The organism is Micromonospora sp. CNZ286 (assembly GCF_014207755.1).
Genome location: NZ_JACHIZ010000001.1, coordinates 3,416,986 through 3,440,995, shown reverse-complemented (window position 1 = coordinate 3,440,995; position 24,010 = coordinate 3,416,986). Strand labels below are relative to the sequence as shown.

Sequence of the window (24,010 nt, the reverse complement as noted above, 5' to 3'; positions counted from 1 at the left end):
CCGGCCGGGCTAAGGGCGCAGCCAGCGCGGGCCGCGTACCTCCGCGCCCAGCGCGGTCACCCGCTCGCGCAGCTCCCGGTCGGCGGTGACCACCACCCGCCGCCGATCCGGCGCGGCGGCGACCAGCTCGACGATCGTGTCGTCGCCGGAGCCGGGCGCGGAGACGACCTCCACGCCGGGCGCGGGCGCCACGTGCCGGGCCGCGCCCTCCACCACCAGCACCACCTGCACCGGCGGCGGCAGCTCCGGTGGCACGCCCGTCTCCGCGACGGACACCAGCGCGTCGCGCAGCCGGACCGCCGCGCCGGCCCGGTCCCGCCACCAGCCGTCCGGGCGCGAGCCCACCACGTTCGCGCCGTCCACGATCAGCAGCGGTCTGCTCTCCATGCCCCCAGACTGCCATCCGGCCGCGTTTGTCGCGCCGACCGCCGGGTAGCCACCGCCGACCGTGCCGCGCGTGCCGGCTGCCGGTCGTGCCGACTGACTGCGGAGGACGAGATGACGGGACCGGGTGACTTCGGCAACGACCCCTGGGACGAGTTCCTGGCCCGATACTTCGGCCGGGGCGAGGGGGGACGCCGGCCGGCGCACCGGGTGGACATCACGCGCCTGATGACCGCGGACGCCCGGGAGATGCTCGCCGACGCGGCCCGCCGTGCCGCGCAGAAGCACAGCAACGACCTGGACACCGACCACCTGCTCTGGGCGGCGTTGCAACGCGAGCCGCTGCGCGACCTCGTACGCCGGGCCGGCGCCGACCCGGACGCGCTGCTGGGCGCGCTGGGTGGGCGCGGTGACGGCGCGCCGCACGGAGAGGTGCCGCCGAACCTGTCGCTGACCCCGGCCGCGAAGCGGGCGCTGCTCGACGCCCACCAGCTGTCCCGCGCGATGGGCGCCAACTACATCGGTCCCGAGCACATCCTGATGGCGCTGCCGCTGAACCCCGAGTCGCCGGCCGGCCGGATGCTCGCCGCCGGCCGGATCCAGCCGGAGTCGTTGCAGGCGGCCAGCGCCGAACGGGGAGCGATGAACGCCCCGCGCCCGGACCGGGGCACCCCGACGCTCGACCAGTACGGACAGGACCTCACCGATCTGGCCCGGATGGACCAGATCGACCCGGTGATCGGCCGGGCCGACGAGATCGAGCAGGCGGTGGAGATCCTGTCCCGGCGGACCAAGAACAACCCGGTGCTGATCGGCGAGGCCGGTGTCGGCAAGACCGCGATCGTGGAGGGCCTCGCCGAGCGGATCTGCGACGGCGACGTGCCGCAGACGCTGATCGGCAAGCGGGTGATCCAGCTCGACCTGGCCGGCCTGGTCGCCGGCACCCGCTACCGGGGTGACTTCGAGGAGCGCCTGAAGAAGGTGATCGACGAGATCCGCGCCCACCGCGAGGAGCTGATCATCTTCCTGGACGAGATCCACACGCTGGTCGGCGCGGGCGGCGCCGGCAGCGAGGGCGGGATGGACGCCTCGAACATGCTCAAGCCGGCCCTGGCGCGCGGCGAGCTGCGGGTGATCGGCGCGACCACGCTCGACGAGTACCGGCGCAGCATCGAGAAGGACGCCGCGCTGGCCCGCCGGTTCCAGCCGGTGCTGGTGCCCGAGCCGACCGTCGACGACACCATCGCGATCCTGCGCGGCCTGCGCGACAGGTACGAGGCGCACCACCAGGTCCGGTTCACCGACGAGGCACTGGTCGCCGCCGCTGAGCTGTCCGACCGGTACGTCACCGACCGGTTCCTGCCGGACAAGGCGATCGACCTGATCGACCAGGCCGGCGCCCGGGTGCGGCTGCGCACCCGTACCCCCGCCGAGGACGTGCGCGAACTGGAGCAGCAGCTCGACGAGACGCGCCGGGACAAGGAGCAGGCGGTCTCCGACGAGCAGTACGAGCGGGCCTCCGCGCTGCGCGACCGGCTCGCCGAACTGGAGGACCAGGTCCGCCGCGCCCGCGGCGACGAGGGCCCCAGCCACGTGCCCGAGGTGGGGCCGACGGAGATCGCCGAGGTGGTCTCCCGGGCCACCGGCATCCCGGTCACCCAGCTCACCGAGGAGGAACGCGACCGGCTGCTGCGCCTGGAGGGGCACCTGCACGAGAAGATCATCGGCCAGGACGACGCGGTCAGCGCCGTCGCCGAGGCGGTACGCCGCTCCCGCACCGGGCTGGCCGACCCGGACCGGCCGATGGGCAGCTTCCTGTTCCTCGGCCCGACCGGCGTCGGCAAGACCGAGCTGGCCCGCGCGCTCGCCGAGGCGCTGTTCGGCGAGGCGGACCGGATGGTCCGGGTGGACATGAGCGAGTTCCAGGAACGGCACACGGTCAGCCGGCTGGTCGGCGCCCCGCCCGGGTACGTCGGCTACGAGGAGGCCGGTCAGCTCACCGAGGCGGTCCGCCGCCGCCCGTACGCGGTGGTGCTGCTCGACGAGATCGAGAAGGCGCACCCGGACGTGTTCAACATCCTGCTCCAGGTGCTCGACGACGGCCGGCTCACCGACAGCCAGGGCCGCACCGTGAACTTCAAGAACACCGTCCTGATCATGACCAGCAACCTCGGCTCGGAGCTGATCACCGGCACCCAGCGCACCGTCGGCTTCGCCACCGGCGGGCCCGGCGAGCAGGAGAGCGACGAGCTGCGGGAGCGGCTGATGCGCCGGCTCCAGGAGAACTTCCGCCCGGAGTTCCTCAACCGCATCGACGAGGTGATCATCTTCCAGCGGCTGGAGGCCGAGCAGCTCCGCCAGATCACCGGGCTGCTGCTGGAGGAGACCCGCCGCCGCATGCACGCCCAGGACATCCAGGTCGACTTCAGTGCGGCGGGCGTCGACTGGCTCGCCGAGCACGGCTACCAGCCGGAGTTCGGCGCCCGCCCGCTGCGCCGGGTGATCCAGCGCGAGGTCGACAACCGGCTGTCCCGGATGCTGCTGGAGAACGAGGTCTCACCGGGGCAGAAGGTCACCGTCGACACCCGCGACGACCAGCTCGTCTTCGACGTCGCCGCCGGTGAGCGGGGCTACACGCCGGCCACCACGTCCCATCCCCGATGACCGGCCGGGGCCCGTCCCGGCCGGGCCGGGACGGGCCGTCACCGAAGGACCGGAGGGCGGACATGACCGAACCCGAAGAAGTCCCCGACGACGACACCGGGGCCGGTGAACCGATCGAGGCGGCCCCGACGGCGAACCCGTCCCGGGTCCGGGTGCCGCCGGAGGGTCTGAAGCAGCACACACCGAACGAGGGCGAGCCGGCACCCGGGCCGCCGCCGGGAGAGGAGGCGTGATGGTACGCGAGGCGCGACTCGACCCCGAGGTCGAGGTGATCTGGGACGACTTCCACGCCGAGGTGAACGTGTCCTCCGAGACGCTGCGGCAGTGGCTGCTGACCCGCGGCTCGGGAGAGGAGGCGTTCGGTCCGGGCCCGGACCTGGACCTGCCCGAGCCGGGCCGGCAGATCCTCGCCGTGCTGCGCAAGCGCAAGGTGGACCTCACGCCGGAGGACATCGAGGTGATGCGGGAGGCGATCAGCCGGATCCGGGAGCTGACCGCGCAGCGGCCACGCCGGGGCAACGCCGACGACGAGTGGCGCCACGCCCTGCTCGACCTCGGTCACGACGTACTCGTCGAACGCTGAGCCGGTGCGGCGGCGCCCGGGCGGACCACCCGCCCGGGCGCCGCGCGCTACTCCGACTCCAGGCTGGGCAGCCGCAGCCCGGCCGCGTCCGCCGCGGCCTGCCGGTCGGCCCGGGCGCGTTCCTCGCGGCTGAGCAGGTTGGCGTACTCGGTCACGTCGGCCGGCCCCGGCACCTCCGGCAACCGGCGCAGGAACGCCTCCACCTCGGCGGAGGCGGTGGTGTGCGCGGTGGCCGCCTGGCGCAGCAGCTCCCGCTGGTCGGCAGCCGGATACAGATCAGTCATGTCGCCGGTGATACCCGGGTTCAGGCGATTCGCACCCCGCCCGAGCCGTTGGGCTGCACGCCGAACTCCGGGTGCGCCAGCAGCCAGCCCAGGTATTCCGGATGGTTCGCCAGCGCGTCCGTGTACGCGGCGACCGCCGCCGCCAGCACCGGCTCGGCCACCGCCGCGGCCGGCACGTCCGGATGCCAGCCCAGCAGCAGCCGCCAGCGCAGCGGCGTGCCGGCGAGCCTGCGGGTGACCAGCCCGGCCACCGGACGGAACGTGGCCTGGCACAACGCCACCGCCTCGCCCGCGTCCACCAGGTCCAGCGCGGCCCGCACGTCCGCCTCGTACACCTTCTTCGGGGTGAAGCCGGAGCGGGCGCAGGCGGCGGCGAAGCAGTCGCCGAAGCAGCCGTCGCCCGGCGCGGCCACCCACCGCTCGCGCCGCAGGTCGACCAGGTCGACGTCGGCGCGGCCGGCCAGCGGGTGGGTCTGCGGCAGCAGCACGCAGATCGGCTCGACCGCCACCTCCCGCCAGCTCAGCCCGAACCCGGCCGACGGCGTCGAGTCGCCGCACACGCCGGTCAGCGCGAAGTCGAGCCGGCCACCGGCCACCATCTGCGCGAGCTCGTCCACCGACCACGAGCCGTACGTGGTGATCTGCGCGTCCGGACGCTCGGCGGCGAGCCGGTGCACCAGCCGGCCCAGGATCGGGCTGTTCACGCCGCCGAAGCGGTACCGGCGCAGCGGATCGCCCGCACCGGCCATCCGGGCCGCCTCGTCCCGCAGGCCCTTCATCGCCGGCAGCAGCACCCGCGCCCGGTCCAGCACCAGCTCACCCAGCGCGGTCGGGCGGGCGCCGCGGCGGTCCCGTTCGAACAACGGCCCGCCCAGCGCCCTTTCGATCCGCTGAAGCTGGGCGGTCAGCGCCGGCTGGGCCAGGCCGAGCGCCGAAGCGGCCTTGGTGACGCTCCCCGTCTCCGCGATCGCGCAGACCACACGCAGGTGTCGCAGCTCCAGATCCATACCGTGACGGTAGGACCACGAACCGATACACGGAAGGGGCGATCGGCTCACCCCTCGCGGCGATGTTCCAGGTCGCTCAGCCGCGTGCGCCGTCCGGTGACCGCGTCGCGCACCTTGTCCAGCACCCCGACCGCCGGTTCGACGATCTTGTTCCAGGGCGGCGTGGCGGGCGTGCCGGGGTGCGGACGGGTCGGCGCCGCCTCCTCCGCGATCTCCCACCGGTTGCCCAGCCGGATCAGCTCGGCGTCGCTGGCCACCTCCCGCAGCGGCGTGACCAGCGCCGCGACGCGGCTGACGTGCCGGCGTACCCGCTCGGCCACGTCGGCGACCGCCGGGTCGTCCGCGCCGGACAGCTCCTTGAGCGCGGTCAGCAGCCCGGCGTCCGCCTCGATCTCCCGCTCGACCAGCTCCGCGGCGTCCGGCACGGCGGCGCGGGCCGCCGGGAACAGGTACTGCTCCTCGGCGGACAGGTGCCGGGACACCGCAGCGGTCAGGACGTCGAGCACCTCGCGCCGGCCGGCCGCGTCCAGCGTCGGGTCGGTGACCCGGTCGGCCAGCCCCAGCAGCACCCGGTGCTCGGTGTCCACGAGTTCGGCGACGCTGCGCCCACCCGGCCGGTACGTGTCGTCGGCGGCGGGCGGCAGCGGCGGCAGGGGGACGGTCATGGTGCCCTCCTCGTGACGGCCGGAGTCGATGTCCGGGCGGTCCGGCGGTACCCGGCCGGACGATCCGCGAAACCGCCGCCCGACACCGGCGGCCCGCGACCACCTCACCTGCTGGTATAAGGAAGCGATGACGAGCGACGCCGCCCCCGCCCGACCCGACGCCACCGACGAGGTCGTGGACCTCTGCCGCGACCTGCTGCGCATCGACACCACCAACACCGGCGACAACGACACCAGCGCGGGGGAGCGGCGCGCCGCCGAGTACGTGGCGGAGAAGCTCGCCGAGGTCGGCGTCGACGCCGAGATCCACGAATCCGCGCCCGGCCGGGCCAACCTGGTCGCCCGGATCCCCGGCACCGAGCCCGGCCGCGACGCGCTGCTGGTGCACGGCCACCTCGACGTGGTGCCCGCCGACCCGGACGAGTGGTCGGTGCACCCCTTCTCCGGCGAGATCCGCGACGGCTACCTGTGGGGCCGCGGCGCGATCGACATGAAGGACTTCGACGCGATGGTGCTCGCCGTGGTCCGCGACTGGCAGCGCACCGGCGTCCGCCCCCGGCGCGACGTCGTGCTCGCGTTCACCGCCGACGAGGAAGCCGGCAGCGACTACGGCGCGCACTTCCTCACCCGGCGCCACCGGGACCTGTTCGACGGCTGCACCGAGGCGATCGGCGAGGTCGGCGGCTTCTCCTACTCCGTCGACGAGCAGCGCCGCCTCTACCTGATCGAGACCGCCGAGAAGGGCATCGACTGGCTGCGCCTGCACGCCAAGGGCCGGCCCGGCCACGGCTCGATGGTGCACGACGACAACGCCGTCACCGCGCTCGCCGAGGCGGTCGCCCGGATCGGCCGGCACCGCTTCCCGGTCGTGATGACCGACACCGTACGGGCGTTCCTGGCCGAGGTGTCCGACGTGCTCGGCATCGAGATCGACCCGGACGACCCGGAGACCGCGATCGCCAAGCTCGGCCCGATCGCCAACATCATCGGCGCGACCGTCCGCAACACCGCCAACCCGACCCGGCTGGCCGCCGGCTACAAGGACAACGTCATCCCCGGCCGGGCCACCGCCACCATCGACTGCCGCAGCCTGCCCGGGCAGAGCGAGGAACTGGAGCGGCAGCTGCGCGAGCTGGTCGGGCCGGACATCGCCATCGAGTACGTCCAGCGCCAGCCGGCCCTGGAGACCACGTTCGACGGTGACCTGGTGGCGCGGATGTCGGAGGCGCTGCGCGCCGAGGACCCGGGCGCCCACCCGGTGCCGTACATGCTCTCCGGCGGCACCGACGCCAAGGCGTTCTCCCAGCTCGGCATCCGCTGCTTCGGTTTCGCGCCGCTGCGGCTGCCCGCCGACCTCAATTTCTCCGGCCTGTTCCACGGCATCGACGAGCGGGTTCCGCTGGACGGACTACAGTTCGGCGTGCGGGTTCTGGACCGCTTCCTCCGTACCTGCTGACCGCGCCCGCCGCGGCGCCGCCGGCGCGGAACCTCCCCCCATCGCGAAGGGACTGCCACACATGACCGACCAGCACGGTGAGCTGGACGCCGCCCTCGAGCGGGTGATCGACGCCGCCCGCGCCCACCTGGCCGCCGTCCGGGCCGCCCAGGGCCGGATCGACGACGACGCCGTCTGGCAGGCGTACGTCGCGTTGAACAACGCCTCGTTCGCCTACGACGAGCAGCTGCTCGACGCGTTCGGCGAGGTGACGCCCTGGGACGTGGAGTCGATCGACCCGGACGAGGCCGACGAGCGCTTCGGCGCCGTCGAGGGCGGCGAGCCCACCGACCCGCACCCGCGTGTCATCTCGGTGCGGCAGCGGCGCGACTACCGGGTGCCGAGTGTCGCCGCGCTGCTGCGGGCGGCCGAGGCGGCCCGCCGGGAGGGCACCCCGGAGGAGGACGAGCCGGCGCCGGTCGAGGGCGTCGGCGAGGCGGTGCTGGAGCTGCTGCAGAGCGGCGACGGCTCGCTGTCCGCGCTCGACGTGCCGGAGCTGGAGCCGCTGGACGGTGTGGTGATGGTCAGCGAGGTCGGCACCCCCGTCGACCTGGAGTCGTTCGACGACGACGACCCGGTCGGCCCGTTCCAGCCGGCCGCCGACGACCGGCTGGTCGGCCGGCTCGACGAGCACCCGTTCATGGAGCTCGACGAGGAGCACGACCACGCGCACTAGGCCGTGCGCGTCCCCGGGGCGGCGCCGCGTCGCGCGGCCCCGGGGACGGGCCCCTCGTCAGTACGACAGGCCCGGCTGCGACTGGTTGACCAGGCGGCGCCGCAGCACCACCTGCCGCGTGCCGTCCCGGTAGAGCCGCACCCGGGCCAGCTCCCAGCCGGAGAACTCGGCCTGGATCGCCAGCTGCGCCGCGGCGGTCAGCCGATCGACGTTCGAGGGCAACCGCAGCGGCGCGTATTCGTAGTCCATGCCCCTATGCTGCCCAGGTCGCGGGCCCTCCGCCACCCCCTGCGGGTGACCCGGATCGCCCTCACCCGGCTCAGCCGTCGCGCTCCGGGTAGCCCACCGGTACGGCCGACACGTCGTCCAGCGCCGTGACGATCTCCTCCGGCAGCGTCATCCGCTCCACCTGCAACGCGCCGAGCAGCTGCCCGACGGTGCGGGCACCGAGGATCGGCGCGGTCACACCGGGCCGGTCCCGCACCCAGGCCAGTGCCACCTCCAGCGGCGACACGCCCAGCCCGCCGGCCGCGATGGCGACCGCCTCCACGATGCTGGAGCAGCGCGGCTCCAGGTACGTCGCGACGAAACGCTCGAAGTGCGGCGACACCGCCCGCGAGTCGGCCGGGCGGCCGTTGCGGTACTTGCCGGTGAGCACACCCCGGCCCAGGGGCGACCAGGGCAGCACACCCAGCCCCATCCCCGCGCAGGCGGGCAGCACCTCCCGCTCCACGCCGCGCTCCAGCAGCGAGTACTCCACCTGCGCGGCGACCACCGGGGCGCGCCCCGGCCAGGCGGCCTGCCAGGCGGCGGCCCGCGCGGTCTGCCAGCCGGAGAAGTTCGACACACCCACGTAGCGGGCCTTCCCGCTGGACACCGCGTGGTCCAGGGCGGAGAGCGTCTCCTCCAGCGGGGTGTCCGGGTCGTACCCGTGCACCTGCCACAGGTCGACGTGATCGGTGCCCAGCCGGCGCAGCGAGGCGTCCAGCGTACGCAGCAGGTGACCGCGCGATCCGTCCCGGCGGCGGCTGCCCGGCCGCAGGCCCGCCTTGGTGGCGATCAGCAGCTCGTCGCGGTCCACCAGGCTGCCCAGCAGCGAGCCGATCACCGACTCGGCGTCGCCGTCGGCGTACACGTCGGCGGTGTCGAGGAGGTTGCCGCCCGCGTCGAGGTAGCTCTTCAGCTGGGCGGCCGCGTCGTCGGCGTCGGTGTCCCGTCCCCAGGTCATGGTGCCGAGCGCGAGCCGCGATACCGCCAGCCCGCTTCGGCCGAGCGGTCGCTGTTGCATGCGTGAACCTTATTTCGAACCCGGCGTCACGGATATCCTCGCCGCAGTCAACTTCCCGCGCGAGCTCCACCCGGTGTGACATGTTCGGGGCGAGCCGGACGTCGAGGGCGCCACGCTCATTGCGTAACCTGATGCGACCTGTGGTGCGGACGGTGGGAGGATCAGTGCGACTCGGGCTCAACCTCGGATACCAGACGGCGTGGAGCACGCCCTTCGACCACCTGGCGCTGGCCCAGGAGGCGGACCGGCTCGGCTACTCGGTGGTCTGGGCCGCGGAGGCGTACGGCTCGGACTCGCCGAGCATGCTGGCCTGGATCGCCGGTCAGACGGAGCGCATCGACGTGGGCTCCGCGGTCATGCAGATCCCGGCCCGTACCCCCGCCATGACCGCGATGACCGCCGCGACCATCGACACGCTCTCCGGCGGCCGGTTCCGGCTCGGCCTGGGCGTGTCCGGCCCGCAGGTCTCCGAGGGCTGGCACGGCGTGCGGTTCGCCAAGCCGCTGGCCCGCACCCGGGAGTACGTCGACATCGTCAAGCTGGCGGTGGCCCGCAAGGAGGTCGCGTACGACGGCGAGCACTACACGCTGCCGCTGCCCGACGGCCCCGGCAAGGCGCTGCGGCTGGGCTTCCACCCGCCGCGCGACCACATCCCGATCTACCTGGCCGCAGTCGGCCCGAAGAACCTGGAACTGGCCGGCGAGATCGCCGACGGCTGGCTGGCCGTCTTCTACTCACCGGAGTTCGCCGAGGAGCACCTCGCCTCGGTGCGCGCCGGGCGCGCGGCGGCGGGCAAGGAACTGGCCGGCTTCGACGTGGTGCCGTCCGTGCCGGTCGTGGTCGGCGACGACATCGCCACCTGCGCCGAGCTGGTGCGCTGGTACGCCGCGCTGTACGTGGGCGGCATGGGCAGCCGCAAGCAGAACTTCTACAACCAGCTCGCCACCCGGATGGGCTACGGCGACGCCGCCCGCGAGGTCCAGGACCTCTACCTGGCCAAGCGGCAGCGCGACGCGGCCGCCGCCGTACCGATGGAGTTCATCGACCGCACCTCGCTGCTCGGCCCGAAGGAGCGCATCGCCGAGCGGATGCGGGAGTACGCCGCCGCCGGCGTGACCACGCTGTCGGTGTCGCTGTTCGTGGCCGACCGGGACAGCGGGGTGCAGACCCTGCGTACCGTCGCCGAGGCGCTGGAGCTGTCCGGAGTCGGCGAGTGACCTGGATCGAGGCCATCGTCCTGGGCCTGGTCCAGGGACTGACCGAGTTCCTTCCGGTGTCCTCGTCGGGGCACCTGCGGATCACCTCGGCCCTGTTCTTCGGCCGGGACGCGGGCGCGTCGTTCACCGCGGTGACCCAGCTCGGCACCGAGGCCGCCGTCCTGATCTACTTCGCCAAGGACATCTGGCGGATCGTCCGGACCTGGTTCGTCGGCCTGGTCGACCGTTCGGTGCGGTCGAGCCTCGACTACCGGATGGGCTGGTACGTCATCGTCGGCACCATCCCGATCGGCATCTTCGGGCTGATCTTCAAGGACCAGATCCGCACCGCCGGCCGGAACCTCTGGCTGATCTCCTGCACGCTGATCATCGGTGCGATGCTGCTGGCCTTCGCCGAGTACTGGGGCCGGCAGACCCGTACGCTGGAGAACTTCCGGATGCGCGACGGCGTCATCATGGGCTTCGCCCAGGCCGCGGCGCTGGTCCCCGGCGTCTCCCGCTCGGGCGGCACCCTGACCGCGGGCCTGCTGCTCAACCTCACCCGGGAGACCGCGGCCCGCTACTCGTTCCTGCTGGCGATCCCGGCCGTGGTGATCTCCGGCGTGTTCAGCCTCCCGGACGTCTTCGAGCCGTCCGCGCCGGGCACCGCCGCGCCGAGCGTGGCGCAGATGGTGATCGCGACGCTCATCGCGTTCGCCGTCGGCTACGCGGCCATCGCGTGGCTGCTGCGCTACGTCGCACACCACACGCTGTACGTCTTCGTGCTGTACCGGGTGGCGCTGGGCAGCCTGGTGATCTGCCTGCTGGCGACCGGCACGATCAGCGCGACCTGACGCTGTCTCCTGGCACGCGGAAAGGCCGGCACCCCGTTGGTTCGGGGTGCCGGCCTTCAGCTTGGTCTTGCTTGTTGGTCTTAGCTGTTCCAGTGCTGGGCGACGAGGTCGGCGGCCTGCTGCTCCCACTGGGCGTAGTGGTCGGGGTAGGCGGAGACCTGGACGGTCTGGGCGGCCTTGGTCAGGGGCATGTCCTGCCAGCCGTCGACCTGCTTCAGACCCTTCAGGAACGCCGTCGTGGAGTACTCCGGGTCGGTGATCTGCTCGACCGTGCCCCAACCACTGGAGGGGCGCTGCTGGAACAGGCCCTGCGAGTCGTGGTCGTTGCGGTCGCCGAGGTGGCCGAGGTTCTCCAGCTTCGACTCCTGCAGCGCCGTGGCGATGGAGACGACGGCGGCGCGCTCGTCCATGCCGGCCTTCTTGGTGGCGGCGATGATGGCCTTGACGTTGGCGGTCTGCTCGTCGTTCAGGTCGATGTGGGACTGGGTGCCCTGCACGCCGTGCGGGATGAGTGTGGCGGTGTCGAGCTTCGCGGCGGCCTGAGTGGTGGTGACCGCGGCGTCCCGGGCGGTGGGGGTGGTGGTGTCGTGGTTGAGGGGGCCGGCGGCGAGGCCACCGGCGACGGTCAGACCGGCGATACCGAGGATGCTCTTACGCAGGATCGTGTTCATGAGGGGGCTCCATTCGGGGGTCGACGCACACCCGGGGGTGGGGTGCGTGGGCACCGTCAGGCGCTCAAGAAAGGTTCTTGGGGGGATCCGGCTCGCTGCCCGTGGTCCGGGGCGCCGGAGGCATGTGCAACGACCGCCGCCCCGGGATCATTCCGGGGGCCTGCACCCGCGTTCGTGTGCTGCGGGGGTGCTGCTGCGGTCGTTCACCAGGTATAACGCCCCGGCCCCGCCCACGATTCCGCCAGCCGGGTGTCCCCCACCACCCCGAAACCCGACACCCGACGCAGCCCGGACACCGCCCCCATCCATCCGAGCCCGCCATGTCCCCCCGCCACCGACGTCGCGCCCGCCCGCGTCCCGCCCGCCTATGTCGCCCGCCCGCCCATGTCGCCCGCCCCGCGTCGGGCCCGCCCGCGTCCCGCCGCGTCGATCATGAACTTAGCGGCATCGTCTGTCCGGTTTGTCTCCGCCAACCTCATGATCGGCCCTGTGGGTGGGTCCGCGAGGGTGGAGCTAGTGGCGCGAGCCCGGCCGGAGCGGGGCACCCGGCATCCGCCCACGATCGACGGGGAGATCTTGGTACGAGAAGGCCCCCAGAGGGGCGCAAACCTTCCAAGATCTCCGCCGCCACGCACCTGATCCCGGCGAGGCCCGGGCGTCGCCCACGGGACGCCTTCCGTCGGTCGATCATGAAGTTGGCCGGGATTGCCGTCCGATTTGTCCAGGCCAACCTCATGATCGACGCCGAAAGGGGGGCGGAGGGGGCGGAGGCGGGCCGGGAGCCGGGAACGGCCGGGGAACGAGCTGTCGTGGCGGGACGATCATCGGGGGGACGTACCGCCTAGGGTGGTCAGCGTGGCGACCCTTCTGCTTCTGCGACACGGCCGGACTACCGCGAACGCCGACGGCGGCCTGGCCGGGCGGCAACCGGTCGAGCTGGACGACACCGGCCGGGCGCAGGCCACGGCGGTCGGGGGGCGCCTCGCCGGGCTGCCGCTGGCGGCGGTGGTGACCAGCCCGCTCATCCGCTGCCGGCAGACCCTCGAGCTGGCGCTTCCCGGCGCCGAGCCGGTCGTCGACGAAGGGCTGATCGAGTGCGGGTACGGCGACTGGGAGGGGCAGTCGCTGAAGAAGCTGGCGAAGGAGCCGCTCTGGCCGGTGGTGCAGCAGCACCCGAGCGCCGCCGCGTTCCCGCAGGGCGAGTCGATGGCGGCGATGTCGGCGCGCGCGGTCGCCGCGGTACGGGCGTGGGACGCCCGGGTCACCGCCGAGCACGGACCGGAGGCCATCTGGCTGGCGTGCAGCCACGGCGACGTGATCAAGGCGATCGTGGCGGACGCGCTCGGCGTACACCTTGATCTTTTTCAGCGGATCGTGGCCGACCCGGCGTCGGTGACGGCGATCCGCTACACCCCGTTGCGGCCGTTCCTGGTCCGGCTCAACGACACCGGCGGTGACCTGTCGGCGCTGGTCCCGCCGCCGCGCAAGCGGCGCCGGCGACCGGCGCGGGCGGCCGAGTCCGACGCGGCGGTCGGTGGAGGCGCGGGCGCGGCCGGGTGAAGCGGGCGTACGCGGCGCGTTCGCTCTGGGCGGATTCGGCGTCGGTGGGCTGCGCGGTGCTTCCACACGCCGGATAGGGTCGTGGGTATGACGCACCAGGTGCACGCCTTCGAGCCGCCGGAGCGGTTCGTCGCCGGTACGGTCGGCCCGCCGGGGGAGCGCACGTTCTTCCTCCAGGCGCGCGGCGGCGGCCGGCTGGTCAGCGTGTCGCTGGAGAAGGTCCAGGTGTCGTTGCTCGCCGAGAAGCTGGAGGAGCTGCTCGCCGAGGCGCAGCGCCGCTTCGGCGTGAAGCTTCCGGAGCCGGTCACCACCGTGACCGGCGACAACGAGCCGCTCGACACGCCTGTGGACGAGGAGTTCCGGGTCGGCACGCTGGGCCTGGCCTTCGACGTGGACACCGCCACCGTGGTGATCGAGGCGATCGCCGTCGGTGAGGCCGAGGTCGAGGTCGAGCTGGGCGACGCGGACGACGACGCCGACGAGGACCCGGACGAGCCGGACGACGACCTCGACCGCCTGCGGGTGCGGCTGACCCCGGAGGCGACCCGCGAGTTCATCGAACGGGCCAAGCGCGTCGTGAACGCCGGCCGGCCCCCCTGCCCGCTGTGCGGCCAGCCGCTCGACCCGGCCGGTCACCTCTGCCCCCGGCACAACGGCTATCACCGGTGACCTCGTCGGAACTGCAGCCCCGACAGGACGGCGCCGAGGCGCTGCGGCTGCTCGCCGACGGTGAGCTGACCCTGGAGGGGCGGCTCGTCGACGCCTCCAACGCGACGCTGCGCGGCGTCATCGCGCTCGGCGACGTGACAGCGCACTGTGTCTACAAGCCGGTACGCGGCGAGCGCCCGCTCTGGGACTTCCCGGACGGCACGCTCGCCGGCCGGGAGGTGTCCGCCTACCTGGTGTCCCGGGCCACCGGCTGGGACCTGGTTCCGCCCACGGTGCTGCGCGACGGCCCGTTCGGCCCCGGCTCGTGCCAGCTCTGGATCGACGAGCCGGACGACGCCGAGCCGCTCGTCGGATTCGTGCCGGCGCGGGAGATCCCGCCGCGCTGGTTCCCGGTCGCCGCGGCGCGCGACGACGACGGGGCGGCGTACGCGCTGGCGCACGCCGACGACCCCCGCCTGGCCCGGCTCGTCGTGCTCGACGCGATCATCAACAACGCCGACCGCAAGGGCGGGCACGTGCTCGTCGGCCCGGACGACCGGATCTACGGCGTCGACCACGGCGTGAGCTTCCACGTCGAGGAGAAGCTGCGTACGGTCCTGTGGGGCTGGGCCGGCCGCGAACTGCCGCCGGACGCGGTGGAGATGCTCGACGGCCTGGCCGGGCAGCTCCGCGGGCCGCTCGGTGAGGAACTGGCCGAGCACCTGACCATCGGTGAGCTGGCCGCGCTGGCGGAACGGGTCGAGCGGCTGCGCGAGAGCGGCCGGTTCCCCCTGCCGCCGCAGGAGTGGCCGGCGATGCCCTGGCCACCCATGTGAGCTGCTGTCGCGTTGATCACCCGTAGGGCGGCACCCGAGCGCCTGACGGATCGTTAGGCTGGCGGTCATGGAGTCTTGGGCGGGACATGACGTGCCACGGCTGCCCGGCGAGGGCGTGTCGCTGAGGTTGTACGACTCGGCGCGGCAGGGCGCCCATCCCAGCCGGCCCGAGGGCGCGGCCTCGATGTACGTCTGCGGCATCACCCCGTACGACGCGACGCACCTCGGGCACGCCGCCACCATGATCACGTTCGACCTGGTGCAGCGGATGTGGCGCGACGCCGGCCTCGACGTGCGGTACGTGCAGAACGTCACCGACATCGACGACCCGCTGCTGGAGCGCGCCGAGCGCGACGGCGAGGACTGGAAGGTCCTGGCCATGCGGGAGACCGCGCTGTTCCGCGAGGACATGGAGGCGCTGCGGATGATCCCGCCGGCGCACTACGTCGGCGCGGTCGAGTCGATCCCGGACATCGCCGAGAAGGTGCTGATGCTGCTCAAGGACGGCGCGGCGTACCGGCTCGACGACGGCACCGGCGACGTCTACTTCGACATCTCCGCCGCGCCCCGGTTCGGCTACGAGTCCAACCTGACCCGCGAGCAGATGATCGAGCTGTTCGCCGAGCGCGGCGGCGACCCGGAACGCGCCGGCAAGCGCGACCCGCTCGACCCGCTGCTGTGGCGCGGCGCCCGCGAGGGCGAGCCGTCCTGGCCCGGCGGCGACCTGGGCCCGGGCCGTCCCGGCTGGCACATCGAGTGCACAGTCATCGCGTTGAACCTGCTCGGCGACCGGATCGACGTGCAGGGCGGCGGCAACGACCTGATCTTCCCGCACCACGAGTGCTCCGCCGCGCACGCCGAGCGGCTGACCGGCGAGGCACCGTTCGCCGACCACTACGTGCACGCCGGCATGATCGGCCTGGACGGCGAGAAGATGTCGAAGTCCCAGGGCAACCTGGTCTTCGTGTCCCGGCTGCGGGCCGACAAGGTCGACCCGATGGCGGTCCGGCTGGCGCTGATGAGCGGGCACTACCGCAGCGACCGCTCCTGGACCGACGACCTGCTCACCGCGGCGCAGGAGCGGCTGGGCCGCTGGCGGCGGGCCGCCGCCGCGCCGGCCGGGCCGTCGGGGGCGGCGTTGCTGGCCGCGGTACGCGAGCGCCTGGCCGACGACCTGGACACGCCGGGTGCCCTGGCGGCGGCCGACCGTTGGGCCGAAGGAACCCTGAACGGCGTCACGGACGACGAGACCGCTCCGGCCCTCTTCCGAGACACGGTGGACGCCCTCCTCGGCATCGCCCTCTAGCTCCGCCCCGTCCTTCCGCCGCGTCTCATCGCCCTCGCGCCGCGCCCTGCGCGCCCTGCGCGCCCTGCTCGCCCTGCTCGCCCTGCTCGCCCTGCTCGCGCTCGATCTTGCACTTGCGGCCCACGTTCCGGCGCTTTTGCCCGGTTCGCGGGGGCCGCAACCGCAAGATCGCGCCGTCCGGGGGGGCGGGTGTGGCGTGGGTGGAACGTGGTGGGTGCGTCGAGGACGGTTTGACACACGTGATGTTCCACTCGGGTGTGGCCGGCCCCCGGCTGCTCCGTGCGCTGGCGACCCGACCGCTGACTCGGCGATCTTGCAGTTGTGGCCCCGTGGGTGTCGTGAATGTCCCGTTCGCCGGGGCGGGAAGTGCAAGATCGCCGGGGTGCCGGGGCCGGACGACGAGGGCGGGTCAGCCCAGGACCAGGCCGGGGTCGGGGTCCTGGTCGGGAGCGGGGGCGGGGATCTTGTACTCCTCGGTCAACGTGGTCATCGGGCCGGGCCAGGTGGCCTGGGCGACCTCGATCGGCTTGTGCCGCTCGTCGTAGGCGACGTGCAGCAGGTGCAGCACCGGCGTGTCCGGGCGGATCTGGAGGATCTCCGCCTCCTCCCGGCTGGGCTGGCGGGCGCTGATCGTGTCGGTGGCGGTGACGTACCGCCGGCCGGTGACCTCCTCCGCCTCCTGGTACAGCGGCCGGCCGAATGCCTCGGCCCGCTCCAGTGACGTGCCGGCGGTGTCGGCGGGCAGGAACCAGGACGCGCCGACCTCGACCGGGGAGTCGTCGGTGCGTACCAGGTGCCGCCGGCAGAGCAGCTCGGTGCCGTCGGCGACGCCGAACGCGTCGGCCACCTCGGACGGGGCGGGGGAGCGGCCGACGGAGACGAGCTGCTGGCGGTACCGGGCGGCCAGGTCGGTGTGGTAGCCGCGGAAGCCGCCGTATCGGCCCCGGGACAGGCGGTTGAGGCGGCGCCGGGTGCCCCGGACGTACGTACCGGAGCCGGGTTTGGTGATCAGGATGCCCTCGACCCGCAGCTGGTCGACGGCGCGCTGCACGGTCTGCTTCGCGACGCCGAACATCTCGGCGATGGCCGGGATGGACGGCAGCCGCTCGCCCGGGCCCCAGTCGCCGCGGCGCACCTGGGCCTTGAGCTGCGCGGCGATCTGCCGGTGCGGGAACTCGGCCGCGCCGGGGTTGATCTGCATGCCCGCCTCCTCACAACAGCTAGGTTCCTAGGATGCCCTAGCGGGTGTGACGGCGCCACCCCGGACACGAAGAAGCCGGGCCCCGGCAGGGGAGCCCGGCTTCGACGGAAGGGTGCTACCAGGAACCCGCTGTCGGCCCGGCGGAACCGCCGCGGCGGCGCAGGTACTTCTCGAACTCCTGGGCGATCTCGTCCCCGGTCAACGGGGTGATGCCGGCGTCGCCGACCCGTTCCTCCAGCTCACGGACGTACTCGCCGAGTTCGGCGTCCTGCTCGGCGGCGCTGCGCACCCGCTGCTCCCACTCGGCTGCCTCCTCGGCCAGGTCGGCCATCGGCACCGGCAGGTCGAGCACCTCCTCGACCCGGTGCAGCAGGGCGAGGGTGGCCTTCGGGCAGGGCGGGTTGTTGGCGTAGTGCGGCACGTGCACCCAGAACGACACCGCGTCGACCTCGGCCCGGGTGCAGGCGTCGTGCAGCACGCCGACGATGCCCGTCGGCCCGTCGTACCGGGTGGGGGTGAGCTGGTAGCGCTTGGCCGCGTCGGCGTCCGACGCGCTGCCGCTGATCGGCAGCGGCCGGGTGTACGGCACGTCGGCCAGCAACGCGCCGAGCAGCACCACCCGCTCGACCTCCAGGCTGTGGCAGATCTCCAGCACCTGCTCGCAGAACGTACGCCAGCGCATGCTCGGCTCGATGCCGCGGATCAGCACCACGTCGCGCTCGGTGCCCTCCGGGCTGGCCACCATGAAGCGCGTGGTGGGCCACTCGACGCGCCGGGTCTCCCCGTCGGCCATGGTGATCGTCGGGCGGCTCACCTGGAAGTCGTAGAAGTCCTCCGGGTCCAGCTCGGTCACCTCCCGGGCCTGCCAGACCTGTTCCAGGTGTTCCACGGCGGCGGTGGAGGCGTCGGCGGCGTCGTTCCAGCCCTCGAAGGCCGCGATGGCGACCGGCGAGCGCAGTACCGGCAGCCCGTCGAACTCGGTCACGCCGTCACCTCACCCTGCTCGTCGGGCGCGGCGCCGCCCCGTCGCACTGTCGCACCCCAGTTGTCCTTCACGTCCGTCAGCCTACGTGCCGCCGCCGGGCCCGGCCCGTCGGCCGCGCCGGTCGCCGGGCCGGACCACTCGGGCGAACCGGCGGAAAGGTGTACGCCGGCCCGGTGGGCAGAATGTGGGAAGGCCCGGTTCGGGTGACTCTGCCGCACTCGGGCGCACTAACCTGGGGCATGTGCCTATTTCGTTGCGTGACCTGCTGGCCGATCGGATCCTGATCGCGGACGGCGCGATGGGGACGATGCTCCAGGCCGCCGACCTCACCCTCGACGACTTCGACGGCCTGGAAGGCTGCAACGAGATCCTCAACGTGACCCGCCCGGACGTGGTCCGCGGCGTGCACGACGCCTACCTGGCCGCGGGCGCCGACTGCGTGGAGACCAACACGTTCGGCGCGAACCTGCCCAACCTCGCCGAGTACGGCATCCCCGGCCGCATCCGGGAGCTGTCCGAGGCGGGCGCGCGGATCGCGCGGGAGGCCGCCGACGCGTACGCGACGGAGGAGCATCCCCGGTTCGTGCTCGGCTCGATGGGTCCGGGCACCAAGCTGCCCACCCTCGGGCACGCGAGCTACGCCTCGCTGCGCGACGCGTACCAGGAGAACGCCGCCGGCCTGATCGCCGGCGGAGCGGACGCGCTGATCATCGAGACCTGCCAGGACCTGCTCCAGGTCAAGGCGGCGGTGGTCGGGTCGAAGCGGGCCCGCGCCGAGGCCGGCCGGGACGTCCCGATCATCTGCCAGGTCGCGGTGGAGACGACAGGCACCATGCTGCTCGGCAGCGAGATCGGCGCCGCGCTGACAGCGATCGAGCCGCTGGGCGTCGACCTGATCGGGCTGAACTGCTCCACCGGCCCGGCCGAGATGGGCGAGCACCTGCGCTACCTGGCGCAGCACTCGCGTATCCCGATCTCGGTGATGCCGAACGCGGGCCTGCCGGTGCTGACCGCCGACGGGGCGTACTTCCCGCTCAGCCCGGACGAGCTGGCCGACGCGCTGGAGCAGTTCGTCACCGACTACGGCGTGGCCCTGATCGGCGGCTGCTGCGGCACCACCCCGGAGCACATCCGGGTGCTGGTGGAGCGACTCGGCGGGCGGGCGCCGGTGGCGCGGGAACCCGAGCCGGAGGCCGGGGTCTCCTCGATCTACCACCACGTGCCGTTCGCCCAGGACGCGAGCATCCTGATGGTGGGGGAGCGGACCAACGCCAACGGCTCGAAGGCGTTCCGCGAGTCCATGCTCGCCGGGGACTGGCAGGCCTGTGTGGAGGTCGCGCGCAGCCAGGCCCGGGACGGCTCGCACCTGCTGGACCTCTGCGTCGACTACGTGGGCCGTGACGGCACGCAGGACATGCGGGAGCTGGCCGGCCGGTTCGCCACCGCCTCGACGCTGCCGATCGTGCTGGACTCCACCGAACCGGCCGTGATCGAGGCCGGGCTGGAGATGCTCGGCGGCCGGTGCGTGGTCAACTCGGTCAACTTCGAGGACGGCGACGGTCCCGAGTCCCGCTACGCGCGGATCATGCCGGTGGTCAGGGAGCACGGCGCCGCCGTCGTGGCGCTGCTCATCGACGAGGAGGGCCAGGCCCGCACCCGCGAGTGGAAGGTACGGGTGGCCTGCCGGCTGATCGACGACCTGACCGGCCGGTGGGGGATGCGCCGGGAGGACATCCTCATCGACGCGCTGACGTTCCCGATCGCCACCGGGCAGGAGGAGACCCGCCGCGACGGCATCGAGACGATCGAGGCGATCCGGGAGATCGCCGCGCGCTACCCGGGGGTCAACTTCACCGCCGGGATCTCGAACGTCTCGTTCGGCCTCAATCCGGCGGCCCGGCAGGTGCTCAACTCGGTCTTCCTGCACGAGTGCGCCCAGGCCGGGCTGACCTCGGCGATCGTGCACGCCAGCAAGATCCTGCCGATGTCGCGGATCCCGGACGAGCAGCGTGAGGTGGCGCTCGACCTGGTGTACGACCGGCGTCGCGAGGGCTACGACCCGGTGCAGCGGTTCATCGAGGCGTTCGAGGGCGTGGACGCGGCCTCGGCGCGCGCCACCCGGGCCGAGGAACTGGCCGCGCTGCCGCTGGACGAGCGGCTCAAGCGGCGGATCATCGACGGCGAGCGCAACGGCCTGGAGGCCGACCTGGACACCGCGATGGCGCAGGGGCGTACGCCGCTGTCCATCATCAACGACCTGCTGCTGGACGGCATGAAGGTGGTCGGCGAGCTGTTCGGCTCCGGCCAGATGCAGTTGCCGTTCGTGCTCCAGTCCGCCGAGGTGATGAAGACCGCGGTGGCCTACCTGGAGCCGCACATGGAGAAGACCGACGACGACGGCAAGGGCCGGATCGTGCTCGCCACGGTGAAGGGCGATGTGCACGACATCGGCAAGAACCTGGTCGACATCATCCTGTCCAACAACGGCTACGACGTGGTCAACATCGGCATCAAGCAGCCGATCAACGCGATCCTCGACGCCGCCGAGGAACACCGGGCCGACGCGATCGGCATGTCCGGCCTGCTGGTCAAGAGCACAGTCATCATGAAGGAGAACCTGGCCGAGATGGCCTCCCGAGGCGTGGCCGAGCGCTGGCCGGTGCTGCTCGGCGGCGCGGCGCTGACCCGCGCGTACGTGGAGGACGACCTGCGGTCGATCTACCCGGGCCAGGTGCACTACGCCCGCGACGCGTTCGAAGGGCTGTCCCTGATGGACCGCGTGATGGCGGCCAAGCGCGGCGGCGCGCCGATGGTCGACCCGGAGCGCGAGGCGGCACTGGCGGCCCGCCGGGAGCGCCGCGAGCGGCAGCGGGCGCAGGTGCGCGAGGCGTTGCCCGAACTGGACGACGCGTCGGTCCGCTCCGACGTGGCGGTGGACGTGACGGTGCCGAAGCCGCCGTTCTTCGGCACCCGCGTCGTCAAGGGTGTGCCGCTGGCCGACTACGCGGCACTGCTCGACGAGCGGGCCACGTTCCTGGGCCAGTGGGGCCTGCGCGGCGCCCGTGGCGGGAAGGGCCCGTCGTACGAGGAACTGGTCGAGACCGAGGGCCGGCCCCGCCTGCGGTACTGGCTGGACCGCCTGATCTCCGACCAGGTGCTGGAGGCGGCCGTGGTGTACGGCTACTTCCCGGCCTACTCCGAGGGCAACGACCTGGTGGTGCTGGACGAGAACGGGCACAGCGAGCGGGCCCGGTTCTCGTTCCCCCGGCAGCGGCAGGAGCGGCGGCTGTGCCTGGCCGACTTCTTCCGGCCCAAGGGCGACCAGCTCGACGTGGTGGCGTTGCAGCTGGTCACCGTGGGGCAGCCGATCAGCGAGTACACGGCGAAGATGTTCGCCGGCAACGAGTACCGCGACTACCTGGAGGTGCACGGCCTGTCCGTGCAGCTCACCGAGGCCCTCGCGGAGTACTGGCACCGGCGGATCCGGGCCGAACTGGTGCTGCCCGGCGGCGGCACGGTGGCCGACGAGGACCCGGCCGATCTGGCCGGCCTGCTGCGCACCGACTACCGGGGCTGCCGGTACGCGTTCGGCTACCCGGCCTGCCCGGACCTGGAGGACCGGGCGAAGATCGTGGAGTTGCTGGGCGCCGAGCGGATCGGGGTGCAGTTGTCGGAGGAGTTCCAGTTGGTGCCGGAGCAGGCCACCGACGCGATCGTGGTGCACCACCCGGAGGCGAATTACTTCAACGCCAAGTAGCCGTCACCGGGGGTGCACGTGCTCTGAGCTGCCCGAACATAGATCATCCCTCCGTCGCGGGGCGCAGGCGGGGCACATCGCGGCAGAACGCGTCGTCGATCGCCTGCCGCGATCGGGTGTCGTCGTCCGGCCACCAGTGCGAGTAGGTCCGCAACGTGGTCGAGGCGTTCGCGTGGCCGAGAAGCTTCGCCACGGCGGTAGGGCTGAGCCCCGCGCGGGCCAGCAGCGATGCGTAGAAGTGCCGCAGGTCGTGCATGCCCGCCGCGGGCAGGCCGGCCGCCTTGCGGGCCGGGTTCCAGACGTCGGCGTTGAAGTCGTTACGGTGCAGCGGCTGCCCGGCGTGGTCGGTGAACACGAACCGGGCCATCCGGCGCACAGGCCGCTTCCCGGTCGTGTCCAGCACCTCCACCGGCATGACCGGGAACCGGGCCAGGTGCGCCGCCAGCTCGTCGACGACCACCTGGCCGACCGGCACCGTCCGCCGGCTGTGCCGGTTCTTCGGCGGGCACACCACCACCCCGCCGCCGGCGGTCGGCTGGACCTGCTGGTCGACGGTTATCTCGCGGCGCAGGAAGTCCACCTTCGGCACCTCCAGGCCGAAGATCTCGCCCTGGCGCAGCCCCGAGCCAGCGTCGGCCGCGACCATGCCCCGGTACCGGGCTGGCACCGCCTCGGCGAGGGCGTCGACCTGGCTCAGCAGGAGTGGCACGATCTCGGCGTGTGGCAGCTCGGGGAGCTTCACCCCGTCGCACGGGTCGTGGCCGATCGCTCGGTCCCGCACGGCCGCGCCGAAGATGGCCCGAAGGGTGCCCCACACGGGTCGGACGCTGGACGGGGCGAGGTCAAGCGAGGTCACGAACGCCTGTAGCTCGCTGTTGCGCACCGCGGCCATGGGTCGGGCGCCGAGGCGGGGGTAGACGTGCCGGTGCAGCTGGCTCTTGGTGCGGCTGGCGGTGTTCTCGCGGTGCACCTGGGCTGCGCGCCACTGCTCGGCGTACTCCCGGAGCGTGACGCGTCCGGCGGCGGGGTCTATGTACTGGCCGGTGTTCAGCTTGTGCTCGACCTCGGCTCGGTAGCGGTCGGCGTCGACCTTGCGCGGGAAGGACTTCTTCCGCTGGCGGCCTGACTCGTCGCGCCACCGGCAGACGTACCCGGGGCGGCCGTCCTTCCGCCGCTCAACGCTCGCCATCGTCCCGTGCCCGCTGCGTGGCTTCGCTCTGCGCCTCTACGATCTCCGGGGTCCATTGCGTCGATGGCGGCGCCCATTCAACGTCTGGAACCTCCGCGAAGTAGTTCTTCGCGTTGACGCCGCCGACCGCGGTCTGCCCCCGAACCCACGCCCGAGCGAACCACGCGCCAACCGGATTGCCCTCCGGCACGACCCGGTAAGGCGTCACCTGCGTGGCGTCGATCGGCACAAGCAAGTGCACCGGCGCGACGTCAAGCACGTATGCGAGGGCTAGGAACTCCTCGACGCTGACCGCCGCCCGCCGCCCGTTTTCCAGGTTGGCCACGATCGATCGATCCCATGGGATGCCGACGCCGGCTAGTCGGTCCGCGAGCCGCTGCGCGGACAGCCCGCGACGCTGGCGCAGGTTCTTCACGCGTTGAGCGATGGTCCGATGTGGCGTCAGCGGCGCTTGTGACATGAGCGCACACTAGCGCGCCTGCTTGACACAGCGCAAGGCAACACGTTGAGTTGCTTTCAACTCACATTCCTGCGCGATAGGAGCACAGAATGAGCGAGCGGCGCGCCCTCGCAACATCAGAGGATCTGGCGACGTATCTCGGTGTCCCTGTCCGGACGCTCGATCAGTGGGCTTATCACGGCACCGGACCGAAGTTCTCGAAGGTCGGCCGCCACCGGCGCTATCGCTGGTCCGACGTCGAGAAGTGGCTGGACGAGAAGTCCAAGTGCGCCTGACCTTCCCAAGTCGTCCCCGGTCAGTC

General features: G+C 72.6%; 24 protein-coding genes. 13 read left to right on the top strand and 11 right to left on the bottom strand.

Features of this window, described 5'->3' with window-relative positions; all coding sequences use genetic code 11:
• Nucleotides 1-9: 9 nt before the first annotated feature.
• Nucleotides 10-387 carry a hypothetical protein gene (locus FHX31_RS15685; RefSeq protein WP_184976652.1) on the bottom strand — a complete coding sequence of 126 codons (378 nt, stop codon included), beginning with the start codon at nucleotides 385-387 and terminating at the stop codon, nucleotides 10-12.
• Between the two features lie 111 nt (nucleotides 388-498).
• Between FHX31_RS15685 and FHX31_RS15680 the strand changes: the two genes are divergently transcribed.
• The 3 genes from FHX31_RS15680 (at nucleotide 499) to FHX31_RS15670 (ending at nucleotide 3,631) form a co-directional block, all read left to right on the top strand.
• Complete coding sequence (locus FHX31_RS15680; RefSeq protein WP_184976651.1) at nucleotides 499-3,048, top strand: ATP-dependent Clp protease ATP-binding subunit; 2,550 nt, start codon at nucleotides 499-501, stop codon at nucleotides 3,046-3,048.
• A 62-nt stretch (nucleotides 3,049-3,110) separates the two neighbouring features.
• Nucleotides 3,111-3,281 (top strand): hypothetical protein, encoded by a 171-nt coding sequence (locus FHX31_RS15675; protein WP_013286063.1) that lies wholly within the window; start codon nucleotides 3,111-3,113, stop codon nucleotides 3,279-3,281.
• The gene (locus FHX31_RS15670) at nucleotides 3,281-3,631 is read left to right on the top strand and encodes a DUF3140 domain-containing protein (protein WP_013286064.1); all 351 of its coding nucleotides are present in this window, start codon (nucleotides 3,281-3,283) and stop codon (nucleotides 3,629-3,631) included. The genes FHX31_RS15675 and FHX31_RS15670 overlap by 1 nt, the downstream gene beginning before the upstream one ends.
• Nucleotides 3,632-3,678: 47 nt before the next feature.
• Here the strand turns inward: FHX31_RS15670 and FHX31_RS15665 are convergent, their stop codons facing one another.
• Genes FHX31_RS15665 through FHX31_RS15655 form a run of 3 tightly spaced genes read right to left on the bottom strand, consistent with a single transcriptional unit; the run spans nucleotide 3,679 to nucleotide 5,587 of the window.
• A complete protein-coding gene (locus tag FHX31_RS15665) occupies nucleotides 3,679-3,915 on the bottom strand; it encodes a hypothetical protein (protein ID WP_013476980.1) in 237 nt (78 codons plus the stop codon).
• Nucleotides 3,916-3,935: 20 nt separating this feature from the next.
• On the bottom strand, nucleotides 3,936-4,922 hold the full coding sequence (locus FHX31_RS15660) for a LysR family transcriptional regulator (protein WP_013286066.1): 987 nt from the start codon (nucleotides 4,920-4,922) through the stop codon (nucleotides 3,936-3,938).
• 47 nt (nucleotides 4,923-4,969) lie between these two features.
• Nucleotides 4,970-5,587 (bottom strand): hemerythrin domain-containing protein, encoded by a 618-nt coding sequence (locus FHX31_RS15655; protein ID WP_013476979.1) that lies wholly within the window; start codon nucleotides 5,585-5,587, stop codon nucleotides 4,970-4,972.
• A 127-nt stretch (nucleotides 5,588-5,714) separates the two neighbouring features.
• Between FHX31_RS15655 and FHX31_RS15650 the strand changes: the two genes are divergently transcribed.
• Nucleotides 5,715-7,043, top strand: coding sequence for a M20/M25/M40 family metallo-hydrolase (locus FHX31_RS15650; RefSeq protein WP_047893391.1), 1,329 nt, complete (start codon nucleotides 5,715-5,717; stop codon nucleotides 7,041-7,043).
• A gap of 61 nt (nucleotides 7,044-7,104) precedes the next feature.
• Nucleotides 7,105-7,758, top strand: coding sequence for a hypothetical protein (locus tag FHX31_RS15645; RefSeq protein WP_013286069.1), 654 nt, complete (start codon nucleotides 7,105-7,107; stop codon nucleotides 7,756-7,758).
• Nucleotides 7,759-7,815: 57 nt separating this feature from the next.
• Here the strand turns inward: FHX31_RS15645 and FHX31_RS15640 are convergent, their stop codons facing one another.
• Together FHX31_RS15640 and FHX31_RS15635 are read right to left on the bottom strand one after the other, a co-directional pair.
• Nucleotides 7,816-8,007, bottom strand: coding sequence for a DUF5703 family protein (locus FHX31_RS15640; protein WP_030274256.1), 192 nt, complete (start codon nucleotides 8,005-8,007; stop codon nucleotides 7,816-7,818).
• Between the two features lie 70 nt (nucleotides 8,008-8,077).
• Nucleotides 8,078-9,046 carry an aldo/keto reductase gene (locus FHX31_RS15635; protein WP_013476978.1) on the bottom strand — a complete coding sequence of 323 codons (969 nt, stop codon included), beginning with the start codon at nucleotides 9,044-9,046 and terminating at the stop codon, nucleotides 8,078-8,080.
• A gap of 164 nt (nucleotides 9,047-9,210) precedes the next feature.
• On the opposite strand from FHX31_RS15635, the gene FHX31_RS15630 reads away from it, so the two are divergent.
• Together FHX31_RS15630 and FHX31_RS15625 are read left to right on the top strand one after the other, a co-directional pair.
• Nucleotides 9,211-10,263: an LLM class F420-dependent oxidoreductase gene (locus FHX31_RS15630; protein WP_013286072.1), complete on the top strand. Its 1,053-nt coding sequence runs from the start codon at nucleotides 9,211-9,213 to the stop codon at nucleotides 10,261-10,263.
• Nucleotides 10,260-11,096, top strand: coding sequence for an undecaprenyl-diphosphate phosphatase (locus tag FHX31_RS15625; RefSeq protein ID WP_013286073.1), 837 nt, complete (start codon nucleotides 10,260-10,262; stop codon nucleotides 11,094-11,096). Before FHX31_RS15630 ends, FHX31_RS15625 begins: the two co-directional genes overlap by 4 nt.
• Before the next feature lie 80 nt (nucleotides 11,097-11,176).
• On the opposite strand, the gene FHX31_RS15620 is transcribed toward FHX31_RS15625, so the two are convergent.
• Entirely contained in the window at nucleotides 11,177-11,767 is a 591-nt protein-coding gene (locus FHX31_RS15620; protein WP_184976650.1) for a hypothetical protein, read from the bottom strand.
• A gap of 846 nt (nucleotides 11,768-12,613) precedes the next feature.
• Here FHX31_RS15620 and FHX31_RS15615 point away from each other — a divergent pair.
• From FHX31_RS15615 to mshC, 4 genes are all read left to right on the top strand, one after another.
• Complete coding sequence (locus FHX31_RS15615) at nucleotides 12,614-13,327, top strand: histidine phosphatase family protein (RefSeq protein WP_030274036.1); 714 nt, start codon at nucleotides 12,614-12,616, stop codon at nucleotides 13,325-13,327.
• Nucleotides 13,328-13,414: 87 nt separating this feature from the next.
• A complete protein-coding gene (locus FHX31_RS15610) occupies nucleotides 13,415-13,996 on the top strand; it encodes a DUF3090 domain-containing protein (RefSeq protein WP_013286077.1) in 582 nt (193 codons plus the stop codon).
• Entirely contained in the window at nucleotides 13,993-14,811 is an 819-nt protein-coding gene (locus FHX31_RS15605) for an SCO1664 family protein (RefSeq protein ID WP_013286078.1), read from the top strand. The genes FHX31_RS15610 and FHX31_RS15605 overlap by 4 nt, the downstream gene beginning before the upstream one ends.
• Nucleotides 14,812-14,878: 67 nt before the next feature.
• Nucleotides 14,879-16,117 carry a cysteine--1-D-myo-inosityl 2-amino-2-deoxy-alpha-D-glucopyranoside ligase gene (gene mshC, locus FHX31_RS15600; RefSeq protein ID WP_114920281.1) on the top strand — a complete coding sequence of 413 codons (1,239 nt, stop codon included), beginning with the start codon at nucleotides 14,879-14,881 and terminating at the stop codon, nucleotides 16,115-16,117.
• A 409-nt stretch (nucleotides 16,118-16,526) separates the two neighbouring features.
• Here mshC and FHX31_RS15595 read toward each other — a convergent pair whose 3' ends face one another.
• The gene (locus tag FHX31_RS15595; protein ID WP_013286080.1) at nucleotides 16,527-17,318 is read right to left on the bottom strand and encodes a GntR family transcriptional regulator; all 792 of its coding nucleotides are present in this window, start codon (nucleotides 17,316-17,318) and stop codon (nucleotides 16,527-16,529) included.
• Between the two features lie 115 nt (nucleotides 17,319-17,433).
• Nucleotides 17,434-18,303 (bottom strand): PAC2 family protein, encoded by an 870-nt coding sequence (locus FHX31_RS15590; protein WP_013286081.1) that lies wholly within the window; start codon nucleotides 18,301-18,303, stop codon nucleotides 17,434-17,436.
• Between the two features lie 241 nt (nucleotides 18,304-18,544).
• Here FHX31_RS15590 and metH point away from each other — a divergent pair, with 241 nt between their 5' ends.
• Nucleotides 18,545-22,060: a methionine synthase gene (metH, locus tag FHX31_RS15585; RefSeq protein ID WP_176739680.1), complete on the top strand. Its 3,516-nt coding sequence runs from the start codon at nucleotides 18,545-18,547 to the stop codon at nucleotides 22,058-22,060.
• Nucleotides 22,061-22,103: 43 nt separating this feature from the next.
• Here metH and FHX31_RS15580 read toward each other — a convergent pair whose 3' ends face one another.
• Together FHX31_RS15580 and FHX31_RS15575 are read right to left on the bottom strand one after the other, a co-directional pair.
• The gene (locus FHX31_RS15580) at nucleotides 22,104-23,249 is read right to left on the bottom strand and encodes a site-specific integrase (RefSeq protein ID WP_184976649.1); all 1,146 of its coding nucleotides are present in this window, start codon (nucleotides 23,247-23,249) and stop codon (nucleotides 22,104-22,106) included.
• The gene (locus FHX31_RS15575) at nucleotides 23,236-23,664 is read right to left on the bottom strand and encodes a helix-turn-helix domain-containing protein (protein ID WP_184976648.1); all 429 of its coding nucleotides are present in this window, start codon (nucleotides 23,662-23,664) and stop codon (nucleotides 23,236-23,238) included. The genes FHX31_RS15580 and FHX31_RS15575 overlap by 14 nt, the downstream gene beginning before the upstream one ends.
• A gap of 134 nt (nucleotides 23,665-23,798) precedes the next feature.
• Between FHX31_RS15575 and FHX31_RS15570 the strand changes: the two genes are divergently transcribed.
• A complete protein-coding gene (locus FHX31_RS15570; protein WP_184976647.1) occupies nucleotides 23,799-23,984 on the top strand; it encodes a helix-turn-helix domain-containing protein in 186 nt (61 codons plus the stop codon).
• Nucleotides 23,985-24,010 lie beyond the last annotated feature (26 nt).